Origin of the sequence: Nonomuraea turkmeniaca (assembly GCF_005889735.1) — a bacterium.
Classification (GTDB): domain Bacteria; phylum Actinomycetota; class Actinomycetes; order Streptosporangiales; family Streptosporangiaceae; genus Nonomuraea; species Nonomuraea turkmeniaca.
Genome location: NZ_VCKY01000081.1, coordinates 24,423 through 41,186, shown reverse-complemented (window position 1 = coordinate 41,186; position 16,764 = coordinate 24,423). Strand labels below are relative to the sequence as shown.

13 protein-coding genes are annotated in these 16,764 nt (G+C 70.0%); 4 read left to right on the top strand and 9 right to left on the bottom strand.

Going from position 1 to position 16,764, the window contains the following annotated elements:
* Window positions 1–207: 207 nt before the first annotated feature.
* The 5 genes from ETD86_RS23690 to ETD86_RS23675 all read right to left on the bottom strand — a co-directional run bounded on the left by ETD86_RS23690 (window position 208) and on the right by ETD86_RS23675 (window position 3,522).
* Complete coding sequence (locus ETD86_RS23690) at window positions 208–453, bottom strand: hypothetical protein (RefSeq protein WP_138668350.1); 246 nt, start codon at window positions 451–453, stop codon at window positions 208–210.
* Window positions 450–587: a hypothetical protein gene (locus tag ETD86_RS55355; protein ID WP_170223232.1), complete on the bottom strand. Its 138-nt coding sequence runs from the start codon at window positions 585–587 to the stop codon at window positions 450–452. Before ETD86_RS55355 ends, ETD86_RS23690 begins: the two co-directional genes overlap by 4 nt.
* Before the next feature lie 257 nt (window positions 588–844).
* Window positions 845–1,528, bottom strand: a complete 684-nt coding sequence (locus ETD86_RS23685; protein WP_138668349.1) for a DUF998 domain-containing protein — start codon at window positions 1,526–1,528, stop codon at window positions 845–847.
* A gap of 200 nt (window positions 1,529–1,728) precedes the next feature.
* Entirely contained in the window at window positions 1,729–3,192 is a 1,464-nt protein-coding gene (locus ETD86_RS23680) for an MFS transporter (protein WP_246148096.1), read from the bottom strand.
* Window positions 3,193–3,237: 45 nt separating this feature from the next.
* The gene (locus ETD86_RS23675) at window positions 3,238–3,522 is read right to left on the bottom strand and encodes a hypothetical protein (RefSeq protein ID WP_138668348.1); all 285 of its coding nucleotides are present in this window, start codon (window positions 3,520–3,522) and stop codon (window positions 3,238–3,240) included.
* A 523-nt stretch (window positions 3,523–4,045) separates the two neighbouring features.
* Here ETD86_RS23675 and ETD86_RS23665 point away from each other — a divergent pair.
* Window positions 4,046–5,338, top strand: a complete 1,293-nt coding sequence (locus tag ETD86_RS23665; RefSeq protein ID WP_211370263.1) for a hypothetical protein — start codon at window positions 4,046–4,048, stop codon at window positions 5,336–5,338.
* Between the two features lie 342 nt (window positions 5,339–5,680).
* Here the strand turns inward: ETD86_RS23665 and ETD86_RS23660 are convergent, their stop codons facing one another.
* Window positions 5,681–9,736 carry a CHAT domain-containing protein gene (locus ETD86_RS23660; protein WP_138668346.1) on the bottom strand — a complete coding sequence of 1,352 codons (4,056 nt, stop codon included), beginning with the start codon at window positions 9,734–9,736 and terminating at the stop codon, window positions 5,681–5,683.
* Between the two features lie 95 nt (window positions 9,737–9,831).
* On the opposite strand from ETD86_RS23660, the gene ETD86_RS23655 reads away from it, so the two are divergent.
* Window positions 9,832–10,182 carry a hypothetical protein gene (locus tag ETD86_RS23655; protein WP_138668345.1) on the top strand — a complete coding sequence of 117 codons (351 nt, stop codon included), beginning with the start codon at window positions 9,832–9,834 and terminating at the stop codon, window positions 10,180–10,182.
* The gene (locus ETD86_RS23650; protein WP_138668344.1) at window positions 10,179–11,078 is read left to right on the top strand and encodes a hypothetical protein; all 900 of its coding nucleotides are present in this window, start codon (window positions 10,179–10,181) and stop codon (window positions 11,076–11,078) included. Before ETD86_RS23655 ends, ETD86_RS23650 begins: the two co-directional genes overlap by 4 nt.
* 150 nt (window positions 11,079–11,228) lie before the next feature.
* Here the strand turns inward: ETD86_RS23650 and ETD86_RS23645 are convergent, their stop codons facing one another.
* The 3 genes from ETD86_RS23645 to ETD86_RS23635 form a co-directional block, all read right to left on the bottom strand.
* Window positions 11,229–12,560 carry an RICIN domain-containing protein gene (locus tag ETD86_RS23645; RefSeq protein WP_138668343.1) on the bottom strand — a complete coding sequence of 444 codons (1,332 nt, stop codon included), beginning with the start codon at window positions 12,558–12,560 and terminating at the stop codon, window positions 11,229–11,231.
* 441 nt (window positions 12,561–13,001) lie between these two features.
* Window positions 13,002–13,169, bottom strand: a complete 168-nt coding sequence (locus ETD86_RS23640; RefSeq protein WP_211370262.1) for a hypothetical protein — start codon at window positions 13,167–13,169, stop codon at window positions 13,002–13,004.
* Between the two features lie 40 nt (window positions 13,170–13,209).
* Complete coding sequence (locus tag ETD86_RS23635; protein ID WP_138668342.1) at window positions 13,210–13,950, bottom strand: FadR/GntR family transcriptional regulator; 741 nt, start codon at window positions 13,948–13,950, stop codon at window positions 13,210–13,212.
* Between the two features lie 457 nt (window positions 13,951–14,407).
* Between ETD86_RS23635 and ETD86_RS58300 the strand changes: the two genes are divergently transcribed.
* Window positions 14,408–16,762: an RICIN domain-containing protein gene (locus tag ETD86_RS58300; RefSeq protein WP_138668341.1), complete on the top strand. Its 2,355-nt coding sequence runs from the start codon at window positions 14,408–14,410 to the stop codon at window positions 16,760–16,762.
* The last annotated feature ends 2 nt before the right edge of the window (window positions 16,763–16,764 follow it).

Here is a 16,764-nt window from a genome sequence, read left to right as displayed (position 1 = left end):
CCACGGGACCGGTCTGGTTGTACGGCAAGCCGGGCGGCAGAAGCCCTGCATGGCTCCACGACCGCCGAATCCACCACCCACCCCGAAACCGACTTCACCGGATATCTCCGGATCTCAGCTAGCTCCATCCCGACACCGTACGTCTGAGAGAGCCCTTTCACGAGGAGGTTGGCATCTGCCCGGGCTCACCGTCCGGAGGCCGCCTGTCTAGATGGCGCCCGTCTCGAACGGGATGAGCTCCAGTCTTTTCGCGGTGACGTTGTCGCCGGAGGAGGTTCCGCGCAGGCGCCGCCCGAGCCACGGCCTGAAACGTTCACGGAGCCACTGCGCGTCCTCCCGGCGTTTGGCCGCGGGATGGACCCGCTCCCGGGGCGGCCACACCTTGCGCCGGTCGTCCTCGGGCAGGACCCCGAGCACCTTCGCGGCGACCATCCGGTGGTCTTCCTTGTTCATGTGCAGGCGATCCGGGCGCGCCAGTCCCGCACCCCCTGCATCGGCCACTGGTCCACCACCAGGCAACCGCACAGGTCCGCGATCGACCGCAGGTGCAGGGAGAAGGTGGCGAACTTGGCCCGCGCCCGCCGCATGATGGGCGTGTCCCGCGACCAGGTCCGGCCGCATCGACACCGCCACCGGCACCTGATCGGCCACGATCTGGTCGATGACCTTCCCGCGCACGACGAGGGTTCGCGTACCGAACCGCGGGCTCAAGCCGGGCGATCCGCTCCGCCACCCGGTGCTCGACGCGGCAGGGCGTGGCGCGCGTGTTCGCGCCGTCCGCATGGGTGATTCGGCCCGCGCGCCGTACACCCGGCCGTGGTACCGGTGCTGGACGGCCGGCTTGCTATTTGCCCCCTCGCAGCAGGCGCACCGCCAGCACGGCAAGCCACGCCCACCCGATGGTCACCGCAGCGCGTTGCAGGAGCCCGCCGTACGCGACCAGCGCGGGATTCTGCGTGAACGCGGCCGAGGCCAGCACCATGGCCACCGCGAACGCCACCGCGCTGACGACCGAGTAAACAGCCCACCCGGCTCCCCATGTCCGCGCGAGCACCACGCACGCCAAGAGGTGTGCGACGAACCCCGGCAGTGAGAAAAGATCGTGGAGTGCGGCCGTCAGACTGCTGTGCTCCGGCAACATCGCGGGGGTGCCCGGGGGATACCCGCTCACCGGGTCGCTGGTGAACACTCCGGCGCCGATGAATCCGACAGCCCATATCCCCACCAGAATCGGCCCCCAGACCGCGCCCCCGAGCGCCCGGCGCAGCCCGAAGGCGAAGGCCAGCGACAGCACGCCGGCGACGATGAAGTTGGCCGCCTGGACCCAGCCGTCCTCGCCGAGCGCGAGGGAGCTGCCCGGGTGGCGCAGCGGGTCGTAGTCGGCGCGGACTGCGCCCTGGAGCAGCAACGCGAGGACGAACAGCGGCCCGGCGACCGCCCCGCACAGCAGTAAGCGTCTGGTGATCCTGTCATGGGGGTCCGCCTGTGGCGCGCCGTGGCCGGGCGCGGGCGGTGTGATGGTTCGCATGCCTGTCAGGCTAGATTGACAGGCATGGTGCCGTCAATCCAGCCTGACAGAAATCGCGCCCACCCCCGATGAGCCTCGGCCGCCGACGGGTTCGAGACCGGGACTTGTCTGGACCCGGAGCCGTACTGAGCCGTTGGAGCTTGGTCAGCCATTGCTCGCACCGCCGGCTGAGCTTGAAGTTGAGGCCCGTCGTCGCACAGTCACCCCGGAACGCCGTCGCTGACCTCGTCGTGGGACTCGGGCGCCGCGCCCTTCCGCCGGCCGGCGGGCCTGGCGCCGCGCAGGCCGAAGGCGGAGACCGCCGCCCCCAGCAGCACCATGATCACGGGGACGACGAGCGCGGTGCGGTAGGCGTCCAGCACCGCGCCCGGTGAACCATCGGCGCCGGCCGCGGCGAACCCGTACACCGCGGTCACCGCGGAGATCCCGACGGCCGAGCCGAACTGCGTGAAGGTGTACAGCAGGCCGCCGGCCAGACCCTGCTCCTCCTCCGCCACGCTGTCGGTGGCCGCGATCGTGAGCGGACCGTAGGCGAGGGCGAAGGCGGTGCCCGCGATGATCAGGGTCGGGAACATCACCGCGTACGACCAGTCCATCTCCACCCGCAGGAAGAGCCCGTAGGCCGCGATCGCCAGCAGGAAGCCGCCGAAGATCACCCGGGCGTGGCCGTACCGGTTCACCAGGCGAGGGGTGAGGATGGGAGCCAGCACGGCGTCGCAGCCCATGACGATCAGCGCGATCGCGGTCTGCAGCGAGGACCAGCCGCGCAGCTCCTGCAGGTAGAGCGTGACGATGAACTGGAAGCCGAAGAACGCACCCAGGAACAGCAGCGCGGCGAGGTTGGCCCGGACCATCGCGGCCTTGCGGAAGATCCCCAGCCGGACGAGCGGCGCTTTGGCGCGCCGTTCGATCACGATGAATGCCGCCACCAGCGCCAGCCCGGAGGCGAGCGCGCCGAGGGTCAGCCCGAGTCCTTCGCCGCGGTGCTCGAGCCGGACGATGCCGTAGGCGAGCAGCAACATCGCGGCGGCGGCGCTGGCCGCGCCGGCCAGGTCGTAGCCGCGATGCGCGGGCTCAGGGCGGGCCTCGGCGGGCAGCAGCCTGAGCGCCGCGAGCAGGATGGCGACGGACAGGAACACCGGGGCGAAGAACACCCAGCGCCAGCCGAGTTCGGTCAGCAGGCCACCGATGACGAGGCCCAGCGAGAAGCCGCCGGCGCCGACGCCGGCGAAGACCAGCAGGGCCTTGTCGCGCTGCGGCCCCTCCGGGTACGAGGTCGTGATGATCGACATGGCGGCGGGGGTCATGAAGGCCGCCGCCACGCCGGTGACGAACCGGGCGCCGATCAGCATCCACCCGTCGGTCGCGAAGCCGCCCAGCATGGAGAAGATCAGGAAGACGCCCAGCCAGGTGAGGAACATGCGTCGCCTGCCCAGCAGATCGGCGGCGCGGCCGCCGAGCAGGGTGAAACCGGCGTAGCCGAGCACGTAGCCGCTCATCACCCACGCCGCGGTGCCGGTGGTCAGGCCGAGGTCGGCGCGGATGGTGGGGATGGCAACGGCCAGCATGGCGACGTCGCTGCCCTCGAGGAAGATCGTGCCGCACAGGACGAGCAGCAGGGCCCAGGATCGTCCGCTCTTGCGGGCCGTGGGGACGGTGGACACGGATACGCTCCTCACCCGTTGAGTCGCTTGGTCACATCTGGTTCATCAGCAGGACAACCAGATGTCCCGCACCCGCTCGGCGACATCATGAGCAGACAGCCGGGTGGTGTCCATTCGGATGTCGCCTGCGGTGAAATCAGCCTGCCGTTCATGCAGCACGCGGAGCTCCTCCGGTGTTAGGAACACGGGTCGAGTCTGCGCTCGTCTCTCCGCTTGGGGAATGTCGACCGCGAGTCGCAGCATCAGCAGGTCAGGCAGCGACTCCCGACAAAGCTCGGCGGTGCCGTCCGTCAGGACGTCCACGATCACCATGTCGATGCCGCCGTCCATGAAGTTCCGGGCCAACGCACAGCCGTTCAGCACTCCCAGTCGCCATGCCGCGCAGTGGGGCGCCGACCCGACACGGACCGCCGTGTTCGGCGAGAGCTGCGGCGCGATGCCGTACGCGTGCCGGGGACGGCCGGGTGGGCGCCCACGGGCACCGGGACGGGCCGTCGGTCAGCGCCTTCTGCGAGTACATCCCGAAGTTCACAGTTCAAAGCTAGGAATCCCAGGGCGCCGGTCGCATCGGACAGATGTCCGGTGTTCCCGATTGCTGCCAGACGGACACTGATCTAGATGTCCAGTCGTGCTTCATGGCGCGGGAAGGAGCAGGGCCGAGCCCGATCGGCTGCTCCATACGCGCCGCTCAGCCCCGACATACCAGCGCTATACCGCCGCCACCTAGGGTCCTTCGGCATGGACATCGCCTTTTTGCGCGGATTTGCCGTCTCTGGAATTGCGTGACGAGTTCGTGAAAGGAATCCGAGTGTTAAGACCCCTTCTGTCTCGTGCGGCCGCCACGACCGCAGCCGTGATCATTGCGATCGGCCTGTCCGCCGCCCCCCATCCTGCGGCGGCCGCCGCCTCTGGGACGGCCGCCTGCGACCCGGCCGGTCAGACCGCGGCCGACGCCGCCGTGGCCACGGAGCTCAACGCCACGCTCAGCGGCACGATGCGCGGTTCCATGGACGCCTACCGCGTCTCCTGCGCCCGCATGGTGATCAAGGCCGTGGCGGACCGCGGGCAGCCGCAGCGGGCCGCCGTGATCGCGCTCGCCACGGCCATCGTGGAGAGCGGGATCCAGAACATCAGCGAGGAACTCGTCCAGGGCGACCTGGGGCTCTTCCGGATGGGGCCCGCGTGGGGAAGCACCACGCAGCGCACCGACGCAGCGTGGGCGGCCGACGCGTTCCTCGACAAGATGATCAGCCTCTACCCTGACCGCGCCTGGGTCACCGCGCCGGTCGGCGAGGTCTGCCAGGCGGTCCAGGGCGCGGTCCACCCCGGCCGCTACCAGGCACAGGCCGCCGACGCGCAGATCATCGTCAACACCGTTTGGCCGCACGTGCGCAGGCCGGAGGGGGTGGCCTCGGTGTACGGGGTGCTGCCGGACGGGCGGCTGACGTACACGGCGATCGACGCGGCGTCCGGGAAACGGACGTCGGGTCCGGTGCTCTCGGCGAAGACGCTGGGCTTCACACCGAAGGCGATGGCGACGCTGAACGCCGACACGCTGCTGGTGACCGAGAGCGGCACGGCGGGCAAGCTCTACCGGATCGACGTGCAGAACGTGACGGGCACCCTCGAGTTCGCGACGCCGGTGTATCTCGGCAGTGGCTACACCCACGACCTGCTGGCCTACGACGGCAGGTACCTGTTCGGGATCACCGGTGACGCCCTGCGCCGGTACATCATCACGGTGGCGAAGCCGGCACTGGCTGACATCACGGGCAACACGCTCATCGGGACGGGCTTCACCCTGAAGACGCTCACCGCGACCGGGCTGGGGTACATCCTGGGGACTACCGCCACTGGCGCGCTGATCTCCTACAAGATCATGGGGGCGGGCCTCTGGCTGCGTTACCAGCTGCGCGCCACCACCTGGCAGGTGTTCGACCACCTGCTGTGGCCGGGTGGGGGCGTCTACTACGGTCGCAAAGCCGACGGATCGCTGTATCGCTACTTCGACATCTACCCTTACGACGGCGACGGCGCGGACGTGTCCGGGCAGGGCGCGGTCGACACCTCCGGCTGGACCCAGACCCTGCTCTCCGCCCAGCCCGGCACGGTCACCCGTGTCTCGACAATGCCACCCGCCGGTTGATCGTCGTCCGCACCGCCTCTTTGACGACGATGCCTTTGGGTCCGTGCCGGCGTGCCACGCCTTAAGAAGGCGCAAAACGGACAAAAGCATACAATTAGGACTATGTGGGTAGGGGTGGAGCGGGATCGATTTGCCCCGTCCCAATGAAGACGCCCCGGCTGTGGGGAAGCAGCCGGGGCGCCTCGCCACCACCAAGCAGCGGTGCTCGTCTCCGTCCGGATGGAGGCCCGGTGACGTAGCGACACTCGGCACGCGCCCTTGCGCCACCTCGGAAGGCGATGGCGGTGATCTCCGTGCCCACCTGACCGATCAGGCAGCAACAGAAACTTCGAGGATCTGGCGTCAAGGACCGACGTGGAGGTAGGCGGTCCACAGCAGCGGATCACCGGGACGAAGGTCCCTGGCCCGCAGGACGGCCGAGCGCAGGATGGGAGCGGCGCTGCTGTGAGGGTCCCAGCCGCCTGCGGCCAGGCCGGCGTAGACCAGGTCGGCGATCTCCGGCGCCAGTTCGTCGGAGATCTGCCAGGCGGTGGCGATGACCTCGGGGAACCCCACCATGTGCAGGGCGCCGGCCAGATGGACAGCCTCGTCGGTGAGGTGGATCGCGCCCGTCGCGGTCCGGCAGGCCGACAGGTAGGCGAGCCTGGCCTTGGCGAGATTGAGCCTGGGAAGGTCACGCAGCCAGAGAGCGCCGTCGTGCAGGAGCAGCCGGGCAGACGAGCTGTCGGTCACCTCCTGGTCGCCGTGGCAGGCCAGGTGCAGGTGGCTGCGGCGGGGGAGCTCGTCCAGCACGCGGGCCACAGTTGCTTCCTCCTCCCGCAATGGCGATGCCTCCGGCAGGCGGGCCAGCACGCGGTCAGCCTCCGGCCCGGCGTGCGGCAGCGACGGCACGCCGGGCGCATGCGAGACCGCGACCACTAGCCCGCTCCCGCCCGTGGCCGCTGCCGTCCGCGCCCGGGCCTGGGCCAGATCGCGCAGCGTGGGCGTGTAGGACGAGACGGCCCGGTCGAGCACGGTCCGCGCGTCGCCCGGGGCGTGATGCCCGGCCGCGTGCAGCGGCAGCAGTGCCATCGGCCCGGTCGGCACCCACCACACCCGGACAAGCTCTGCGCCGTCGTGTCCGCTCAGGGCGGAGAGCACCGGTTCGGCGATGTGGTCCCAGAGGAAAGCCAGGGTGTCCGCCACCGTCCGGTACGCGGTCAGATACGCCCCCACATCCGCCGTCCCGCGGTCGATCGCGGCGAGTGCGTCCTGCCAGGCCACGGCCCGGTCTCCGACGTCTTGCAGCCCGCAGCCCTCCAACGGCACGACTCTGACCTGGCCGGGCGTCACGATCAACGCGTCCGAGCGTCGTTCAGCGCAGTTGACCAGCACCACCGCGCCGTCGCCGGCCGCCCGGCTGGACTCGGCGAACGACGGCGGCCGCAGGAGGTCGGCCAGTCCCGGCAGCTCGCGTGCCCGGCGCACCAGCTCATCCCAGGCGCGGGCGTGCCTGGTGAGATCGGTGTCGTTGCCCTGCAGCACCGCGACGGGGGCGGCCGCCGGATCGAGGTGGACCCGCACGGCCTCCATGCGCGCCGCCAGCTCTGGGTCGGCGGACCGCAGGCGGCTCAGGTCGGTGCGGGTCTCGGCCAGCTGCGACCACATCAGGCAGCGGCCCTGCTCCAGCAACTCCACCGCGTGCTGTGGCCGGTCCAGCTCCAGCGCCCAGGACGCGGCCAGTGAGGCGGCGCCGCGCCAACGTGTCACCAGCCGCTCCTGCGCGTCCCGGGGCAGGCCACGCCACAGCAGCAGCGGCATCAGCTCGACCACCGTGGCGTAGCCGGCGAGCGCCTCCTCCGCGTTCCCGCTCCTGGCGCCGAGTTCTCCCCAGTCCCAGGCGGCGGCGATGCGATGGTCCACCGGCGCGGTGGCCAGCGTCGCCGCCTCCTTGTAGAGCGCGTAAGCACGTGCGGAATCGTCCCGGGTCAGCAGGCGGGCGTACTTGACCCCCAGGACGGCCCGCATCTGGCCGTCCTGGGGCACGGTCCGCACGGCCTGCTCGGACGCGGCCAGCGCGGCGTCGAGCACAGACCGTTCCCCGGACCGCTTGTACTGCTCCGCGCGGACGTCCCCCAGCAGCGAGTAGTAGCGGTGGGCCTGCCGGTAGCCGGGCGAAATGGCGTTCAGGGCCGCTTCCGCCTGGTCGGCCGCCTCTCCCAAGCTCTCCGGCTCGCCGGTGGTCTGGTACGACGCGAGCAGGCAAAGGGCCAGGTTCAACCGGAGGGCAGGCGCTCGCGAGTGCTCGTCCACGAGGGCGAGGGCCTTGCGGGCGGATTCCGTGGCCTCGGCGATGTCCGGCGCATCCCGCTGGCGGACGTACAGGGACAACGCGAGCGCGGTCAGGGCGTCGACCAATGCACGCGGCTTGGGCTCTCGCACGTACGAGGTGAGCACCCATCGCGCCACCTCCACGGCCTCGTCCAGGTCTGCGGGATCCTGCAGGGCGACATGGCGGACGAGCAGCGTGTGGCTCAGCTCGATGGCGTCGTGCACCCAGCCCGGAGCGTCCGGCGGCATCCGGGCGGCCAGCCTCGCGAACTCGGTCGCCTCGTCCAGATCCCCCGCCCGGCCGGTGAGCTCGAACCTCATGCGCAGCATCCGGCACAGGGCGGCCTGGCAGGCGGCCTGCATGACCGGGTCGGCCTCGCCGTCGAGCGCGGCCCGCATCAGGGCCTCGCCCTCGTCGATGTCGCGGACCGAGCCGGTCAGCATGGCCCGGGATCTGAGCGTCTCGGCGAGAGATCCACGGACGAGACCGGTGACGTCGCCGTCGACGATCTCCTTGAGGAGGTCTACGGCCTCGTCGACGGACGTGCGCTCGTTGGTCATGAGGAACATGCCGGCCAGGGACGTGGCGAGCTGGACCGTGGCCAGCTGGGTGAGCCTGTGCCCCAGCCCGGGGAAGCGACGGCAGCGCCGAAGCGCCTCGCGTGCCAGCTCGACGGATTCCCGCAGCTGCTCCGGGTCGAGGTCCCACGTGCCCAGCTCCGCCAGCAGCGTCGCGAGCATGATGCGCTTGTCGACCTGGTCCGGATGGTACGGGGGCAGCCCGGCCAGCCGCTGCCGCGCGGCGGCGACCGCCTGGCGCAGGCTCTCCGCGTCGCCGGTCGCGCTGTAGCGTTCCAGGCCGGGCAGCGGCGGTTCGCCCGTGTCCTGGCCGCCGCCGGTGACGCGCAGCACGGTCTCGCGGGCCAGCTCCAGGCGTACCCGCTCGGGATGATGATCCGGCAGGTTCCGCAGCGCGGTGTCGGCGGCTTCCAATGCCTGCGCGGCATCCTCGGGCGCGCCGCGTTCGGCGTGGCGGAGGGCGAGAAGGCCGGCCAGGTCGGCCAGGATCGGAGCCCATCGTGGATGGTCGCGGGGCAGAAGCTCCACGATCTCGCGCTGCAGCTCGACCGCCTCGTTCAGGGTTTCCGCTGCCGAGTCGAACTCGTGCAGCCCGGCCAGCGCGTTGGCGGCGTTGGCCAGCGCCACCAGGCCCTGGGGGTTCCTTGGTGCTTCGGCGATGAGTTGCCTGGCGTGCTCGGCCGCCGCGTGGATGTCGGCGGGATCGACGCTGATCTCGAACCTCGTCCTGCGGGCCATGCACGCCCCCGAGCGGCGCCGCCAGGGCGGTTCGTCGCCTCCAGGCTCGGCCACGGCCTCTTCGGCACGCTCCACGGCCGCGTCGATGTCGTCGGGGTCGCCCGTGCGCTCGTACCTGATGCGGTGACAGCTCCCGAGCAGGACCAGCGCCCCGGCCCGCGCGGGATGACCGGGCAGGAAGCCCGCCACCGCCTCCTGCATCAGCCACACCGCCTGGGTGGCGGGGGCGGGGTCGGACGTGCCCATGGCTATCGCCCGCTGAGCAGCGCCGAGATGCATGATCAGGTACGGCCGCAGCGGGCTGTCGTCGGCCGTGTAGCTCAGCCGTGCCTCGAACCAGCGCGCCGCGTCCGCGATCGCCGCCGGGTCGCCACTGCGCTCCGCCCGGCCGAGCCGGGCCAGCGCGGCCGAGTACCCGGGGGCCGACTCCGGGCGTTCCGGGTCGCCGTCCGCGGTCTGCCGCGCGTCGAAGGCGGCCTGGAGCTCGGGCGCGAGCATCTCCGGCTGGTCGCGGTAGACCATCTCGAACAGCGTGTACGCCACGTCCCCGTCATCGTCGCCCGCACCGTCGGGCAGGTGCTCCCCGCGCGACCACAGCACCATCCCCACCAGGTAGAGCACGTACGGGTCGGCCCGCTGCGCCGCCAGCTCGACTTGGAGGACGCGCATGGCCAGCACCCGCATGGCCGGGTCCAGGATCAGGCCGGGATCGCCGGTGTCGGTGAACCTCCGGTAGTGCGATTCGAGGGCGTTGACAAGGCCGCCGGACATTTTCCTCCTCGTGGTCACACTTGAGATATCGGGCGGGAAGCAGTGATCCGTTTCGGTCCGGCGGGTTAGGATTTCGCGACTCGCAGGAGGCGAAGATGCGTGTAGAACTGCTGCTCCAGCTGCGGGGCGAGCGCGACCGGCAGGTGTCCGTGGACAGGGCCGACGTCGAGAGGGCGCTGGCCGCTCACGACGGGGTGCTGCACGAGCTGACCTGGGAGCGCCAGCGTGACACGGCGGAGTTGCTGATCGGGCTCCCACCGTCCGCCGACCTGGAGCAGGTGGCGGCCGACGTGGGCGCCGCTCTGTCTCTCACCCACCCGGCCGCGTCCTGGGCGGTGCCGGAGGCGTTCCAGCGTGGCACGGGCGGTTCAGGCTACACGTGCGCGGAGTGCGGGGGCGTCGACAGCGACCACTTCCCCACCTGCAGGCGGCGGAGGAACGCGTGAGCTCCTGGCGCCCGCCTCAGCCGATGGGCTACCTGGACAGCATCCAGGCGGTGGGCGGGTTCGCCGCACCGCTGCTGGCCGGAGCCAGCTTCACGCTCGCGGTGCTGGCGCTGCAGTCGCCGCAACCGCCTGCTGTGCCGTACAGCCGGTGGCCCGACGCGGCCCTGGTCTGCTTCGTGCTAGCCGGTCTCGCGCAGATCGCCACCGTACAGGCCACCGCGTGGACCCGCCGCTACATGTGCACTCCGGAAGAGCTCGGCCAGTGGTATCCGGAGCACGTCACCAATGAGCAGCCCTCGACATGGCTGCGCAACGTCCAGGAGAGCCATCTGCGCCAGGCGCTTCGCTGGGCCGACGCCACCAGGCTGTTCTTCCACTGCGGCGTCCTCGCCCTGCTGCTCGGCGTGGTTGTGGCCTGTGTGCCGGACGGGGAGATCGGCCCGGGACGCTGGGCCGTCCTGGCCGTGGGCGGTGCGGGGGTGGTGGGCGAGCTGTCGTGGCTGGTACGCGCGATCTTCCTCAGCGCTGCGCTCCGGAGGCAGGTGTGGCTGAACGCCGGGGTCCTTCTCGCCGCCGCGGGTGCTGTCGCCTCGGCCGTCTGGGCCGGGGAGGGCTGGGCGTTGCGCACCGCTCTGGCGCTCCTGCTGGTCCTCGTCGCCATGATGTACACGCGTCTGGCCCGCCGCGGCACCCCGTCGCCTGCTCCCCGCCGATCTCTGCTGTCGCGGGCAGGTCACCTGGCCGCGGCCGTCGGGGCTCTCGTGGGCGCGGCGGTGCTGGCCGTCTGGGGCTGGCCTGTGGTGGTGGCGTGCGCCCTGCTGCCCGTGACGGCGGTCGCCTTCGCGGACCTCGTGCGGCTGGTCCGCGAACAGCGTGCGCTGAGGGCCGGCACCTGACCTGTTCGGCACCATCAGGCGTTCGCCGAGGATCAGGACGGGTCGAGGAGTTACGGCGAAAGGTTCCGATCGCAGCGGTCTCGTGTTCGTGGCCATCGCCGGGGCGGTGACTCGCCCCGGCGATGGCGCGTGGTCTGCCGTCACAGGGTGTCAGACGCGGGTCCACTTCTGGTTGGCGCCGGCGTGGCAGGTCCAGATCTGCATCCTGGTGCCGTTGGCGGTGCCGGCGCCGCTGACGTCCAGGCACTTGTTCGCGCCGACGGCGGTGATGCTGCCGTCGGCGTTGAGGCGCCATTTCTGGTTGTTCTGGCCGTTGCAGTCCCAGATGATCACCGCGGTGCCGTCCGCCGTCCCGGCCCCGTTCACGTCCAGGCACTTGTTGCCGTAGACCCGCAGCTCACCGGCGCTGGTGGAGGTCCACTGCTGGTTGGCCTGCCCGTTGCAGTCCCAGATCTGCGCCAGCGCGCCGTTGGCCTGCGAGGCGCCGGTGACGTCCAGGCACCGGTTCGACCCCACACCTCGCAGCGCGCTCGTGTCCGGCGGATTCGGGTTGCCGCCTCCCAGCTGCGTGAAGAATTCCCAGACCACTGGCCTGGTCCAGGAATTCTCGCCGGGTTCGAAGTCGCCAGGCCTCCCATCCACGGGACCGGGGGTGTGGCCCGCGTCGAACGCCGCCCACGCGACCGGATACCCGGTTCGGCATCCCGAGTAATAGGTGACGATGTGCGTCAGGCTGCCCTGCGCGGGCTCCGGCGGATTCTGGGGCGTGCAGCCGTTGTTCCTGACGAACCTGTCACGTAGCGACCGGCCCGCGGAGATGTTGAGCACCGGATCCCTGAGGCCGTGCAGTCCGATGTACGCGACGGGCTCCGTGCCGCCGCTGCACCCGCTGAGCTGCGCGCCGGCGTAGACCGCCACCGCGCGGAAGACCGTCGCCCGGGCGCACGCGAGCGCGTAGCTCATGCCGCCGCCGTAGCTGAAGCCCAGGGCGAAGCGCTGTGCGGTGTCCACACAGAGGTCCGCCTCGATCCGCCGGATCATGTCGTCGACGAAGGTGACGTCCTCACCACCCGAGTTGGCCCAGCCGTTGTTGAGGCCCTGAGGCGCGACGAAGATCGCGGTGTTGTTCGACAACGCCCTGAGCCCGTAGTAGGACCACGGATAACCACTGGTTCCGCCCGAGTCGACATCGTTCGCGGTGCCGCCGTTCCAGTGGAATCCAAAGATCAACCGGTAGGGGGTCGTGTTGTTGTAGTTGTCTGGAATCCTCAGGATGAAGCTGCGATTTTTGCCGTTCGTGGTAATCGATTGAGAACCGCTTCTGAGCGTCGGGGTCTTGCCGCATCCCGCGGTGTCCGCGAGGGCGCTCTGTTTTGCGAGCGACGGGGTCGCGCTGTCGGCCAGCGCCGTCTGCGCCGTGGCCGGAACGAGAAGCAGCGCTGCCGACGCGATAGCGGTGAAGAGGAGCCTAAGTCTCGACATCACGCAAATTCCTTTGCCCTTCTCGGGGTGACAAACGTGAATAGGAAGCCAATTCCATCACCTTGAGGGTGTCGGCGGACGGCGCTTCTGCTCTCTTATTCGGTGATACCGGGTCGGCGCGGAGCGCCTCGTTCTGCCGGTCGAGACTCGCGATACCGGAGCGCATTTGCCGACCGGTCGAATTTCCAGGATGTTAGCGCTCACTCAACGCCGCCGTAATCGGTTCTCCTTTCTTTCGGGCGGCTGATGGCGATGGTGCAGCGGAGCAAATATGACCGTGACAAGATCTGTCAAGGCCCGGCCTGCTCGACGGTGAGGGCCCTCGCCCGAGAGGACCCGGTCGTTCCTCCGTCTGACCAGGACAAGCGGCCGCGGCCGCCGCTGCTCTGTCGCGATGAAACTTTCACATCGTTCTGGGCGCCCCGGGCGGGGTGGCCGGTCTCACGGGGTGCGTCCGTGGTGACGCTGCAGCCGCGCGGGGCCGGTCGTTCCGCTGCGGCGGACGATCCAGGCCTCGGTGACGTGCTGGAACATCGCCGCGGCGGCGCCGTCGGGATCGTGCGCGGCGATGCGTTCGTAGATGCGGCGGGGGTCGTGATTCGACGTCACGCACAGGGCCCGATGGCCGAACCGGTCCGGCGAGGCCGGATCAGTGGGACGTGAAGAAGAGACGCTGCTGGATCTCCCTGCGGTAGTCGTCGAGGGTGTTGTCGATGTGCATGGCCGCGGCCTGGGCAGCCGCTTCGGGCTCGCCGGCGCGGATGGCCTGGTAGATGGCGTCGTGCTCCTCGACGGCCTTGGCGGCGTGCCCGCCCACCGAGCCGCGCAGCCCGATGAGGCTCGACTGCGCCTGCAGCCTACGGGCCTCCCGCACGGCGACCTGGAGGAACATGTTGTGCGAGGCCGTGGCGATGGCGGTGTGAAAGGCGTCGTCGCCCTCGTTGAACAGTTCCTCGCGTCCGGTCTCGAAGCCGTGGCGGCACACGCCGGCCGCTTCTTCGATGGCCCTCAGCTCGGCAGGGGTGGCGCGGCGGGCGGCCAGCCGGCTGGTCTCCATCTCCTGCGCCCGGCGGAACTCGAACAGCATGTAGACGTGGTCGAGGTCGGTCGGGAGGAAGAAGGACCCCCAGCGCCCGGTGCCCAACATCCCCTCGTCGTCGGCCACGTACAGGCCGCGGCCCTTCTGGGCGCGTACCCGGCCGAGCGCGGAGAGTATCTTCACCGCCTCGCGTACTACGGTGCGGCTGGTGCCCAGTTGCTGGGCCAGCTCGTTCTCGGTCGGCATGCGGTCGCCCGGGTGCAGGCCGAGTCGGACGATCAATTCCAGCACCTGCTCGGCCGCTACCTCGTAGCCCGGCCGGTATCCGCTCTCGCGCGGGGTGTCGGTCACCGTGCTTCCTCCTCGCCGTTCCCTGCAAGAGTATGACTGATGAGCTGGCCTTCCCCGGCACAACCACTGTCTGATGAGTACGACACATCTGAACGGTTCATCCGAGGGTGGTCAGGGGGCGTGCAGGCGGTGGCAGGCATCACTGCTGGTAAAGGAGTAAAACGGCTCACCATGGCCGGGCCCTCAGTGTGCGAATGGCGAAATAGGCGGGCTTAAGGTCTTGACGGGTATCCCCACTCCGAACGTAATTTGAAGCGAGGCCCGGGACGCGCTCCTTCCGGAGCCTCCGCGGCTGGATGGCATGGGCGCGGAGTGGAGGCGTCCCGCGGACCTCTGTCGCAGGAGCCGGCCTCTGCTCCTCCCCAGAAAGGCGTCACCTGCCTGAGGGTCAGGGCGTGACCTGGCCATACCCCTACCCCCCAAAGGAACGACTGTGCAATTACGTTCGCCCGTCACGATGCTGAGACCGATCCTGGTGGGCATCGCCGCGGCGCTGGCCGCGGCGTTCGCCCTCGTCGCCCCCGCCACCCCGGCCCTCGCGGCCACCACGACCCTGTACGCGTCACCCGCCGGCACCGGCACCGCCTGCACCTCCACCCAGCCGTGCTCGCTGTCCGCGGCGCAGACGGCGGTACGTTCGCTGAACGCCGCGATGTCCGGTGACATCGTCGTGGAGCTGGCCGGCGGGGTGTATCGGCTCTCCGCGCCGCTCCGGTTGACCGCCGCCGACTCCGGGAACAACGGCTACACCGTCAAATGGCAGGCCGCGGCGGGCGCCGTTCCGGTCATCAGCGGAGCCAGGGCGGTCACCGGATGGACCGTGGCCGACTCGGGGAAGAACATCTGGCGCGCCAACGTCGGCGCCGGGATCGACACCCGGCAGCTGTACGTCGACGGCGCGCTCGCCACCCGGGCGCGCACCGCCGTCAACCGGTCCGACTTCACCGCGAGCAGCACGGGGATGAGGTTCACCAGCGGCGCGCTGAGCTATCTGAACAACCTGGCCCGCCAGAGCCGGGTCGAGATGGAGAGCGTCGGTTCGTTCACCGACCGGTACGCGCCGGTGCAGAGCATCAGCGGCAACCTCATCACGATGCAGCAGCCCGCCTGGAACAACAACAACTTCGGGTACGACACCTTCACCAGCCCGCACCGGGCGGGGCCGCTCTACCTGGTCAACGCCTACGAGTTCCTCGACTCGCCGGGTGAGTGGTACCTCGACCCCGCGACCGGCGCCCTGTCCTACATCCCGCTCGCGGGGCAGAACATGGGCAACGTCAGCGTGGAGCTGCCGGTCCTCCAGTCGCTGGTGCACGTCGGGGGCACGTACGACGCGCCCGCGCACCACGTCACGTTCAGCGGGATCACCTTCACCGGCACGAGCTGGCTCGGCGCCAGCAGCAACCAGGGTTATGTGGACCAGCAGACCGGCGCCTACATAGCCGGCAACTGGAGCTGGCCCGCCTTCACCTCCTGCCACCAGGGCTGCCGGCAGTTCGAGGCGACCCGGCCGAACTGGTACCAGATGCCCGCCGCCGTGCAGGTCTCCGCGGCGAACACCATCACCTTCACCGACTCGCGCTTCGTCAACCTGGGACAGACGGCCATCGGCATCGGCAACGACGCCAACGCGCACGCCAGCGGTGTCGGCCTGGGCGCCGCCGACATCACGGTCACCCGGTCGGAGATCGCCCGCAGCTCGGCCGGCGGCATCGTGGTCGGCGGCGTGCGCGGCGACGCGCACCACCCGAGTGACCAGCGGATGGCCAACCGGAACATCACCGTCAGCAACAACCGCATCCATGACCTCGGCCTGGATCACCGAGGCGTCGTCTCGGTCCTGACCACCTACGTCACCAACACCGACGTGTCCCACAACGAGGTCTACAACCTGCCGTACACCGGCATGTCGATCGGGTACGGCTGGGGCGCCAACGAGCCGGGCGGCAGCACCCACTACGCCGACCGCGGCCTGTACGACTTCCAGCCGCGCTACACCACGCCCACCACCGCCTCCGGCAACCGGCTCATCGGCAACTACGTGCACGACGTCATGCAGCAGATGACCGACGGCGGCTGCATCTACACGCTGTCGTGGAACCCGGGCGCGGTGATCAGCGACAACCACTGCCTGCGCACCAACGGCTGGTTCGGCATCTACTTCGACGAGGGCTCCAGGTACTACACCGTCAGGAACAACGTGCTCTCGAACACCGGCACCTGGGCCACCGCCAACTACTGGTACGGCGAGAACATGGGCAACTTCACCGTCACCGGCAACTGGTCGACCAACGGCAGCACCAACGTGACCAACGGCGACCGCGGCAATGTGGTGAACAACAATGTCACCGTCACCAACGGCGCCTGGCCGGCGGGCGCCCAGGCCGTGATCGCGTCCGCCGGCCCCCAGGGCCAGCCCTCAGGGAGCACGGGTGCGTTCAAGGGTGTGGGGTCGGGCCGGTGCCTGGACGTCACCGGCGCCTCGCAGGCCAACGGCGCGCTGGCGCAGATCTGGGACTGCAACGGGCAGGCCAACCAGCAGTGGACCTCCACCAGCGCCGGTGAGCTGCGGGTCTACGGCAACAAGTGCCTGGACGTGAACGCGGCGGGTACGGCGGACGGCACCGCGGTGATCATCTGGGACTGCAACGGCCAGAACAACCAGAAATGGCGCCTCAACGCCGACGGCAGCATCACCGCCGTCGGCGCGAACAAGTGCCTGGACGTCACCGGTGCCGGCACCGCCAACGGCACCAGGATGCAGATCTGGACCTGCCACGGCGGCGCCAACCAGAAGTGGACCCGCGTCTGACA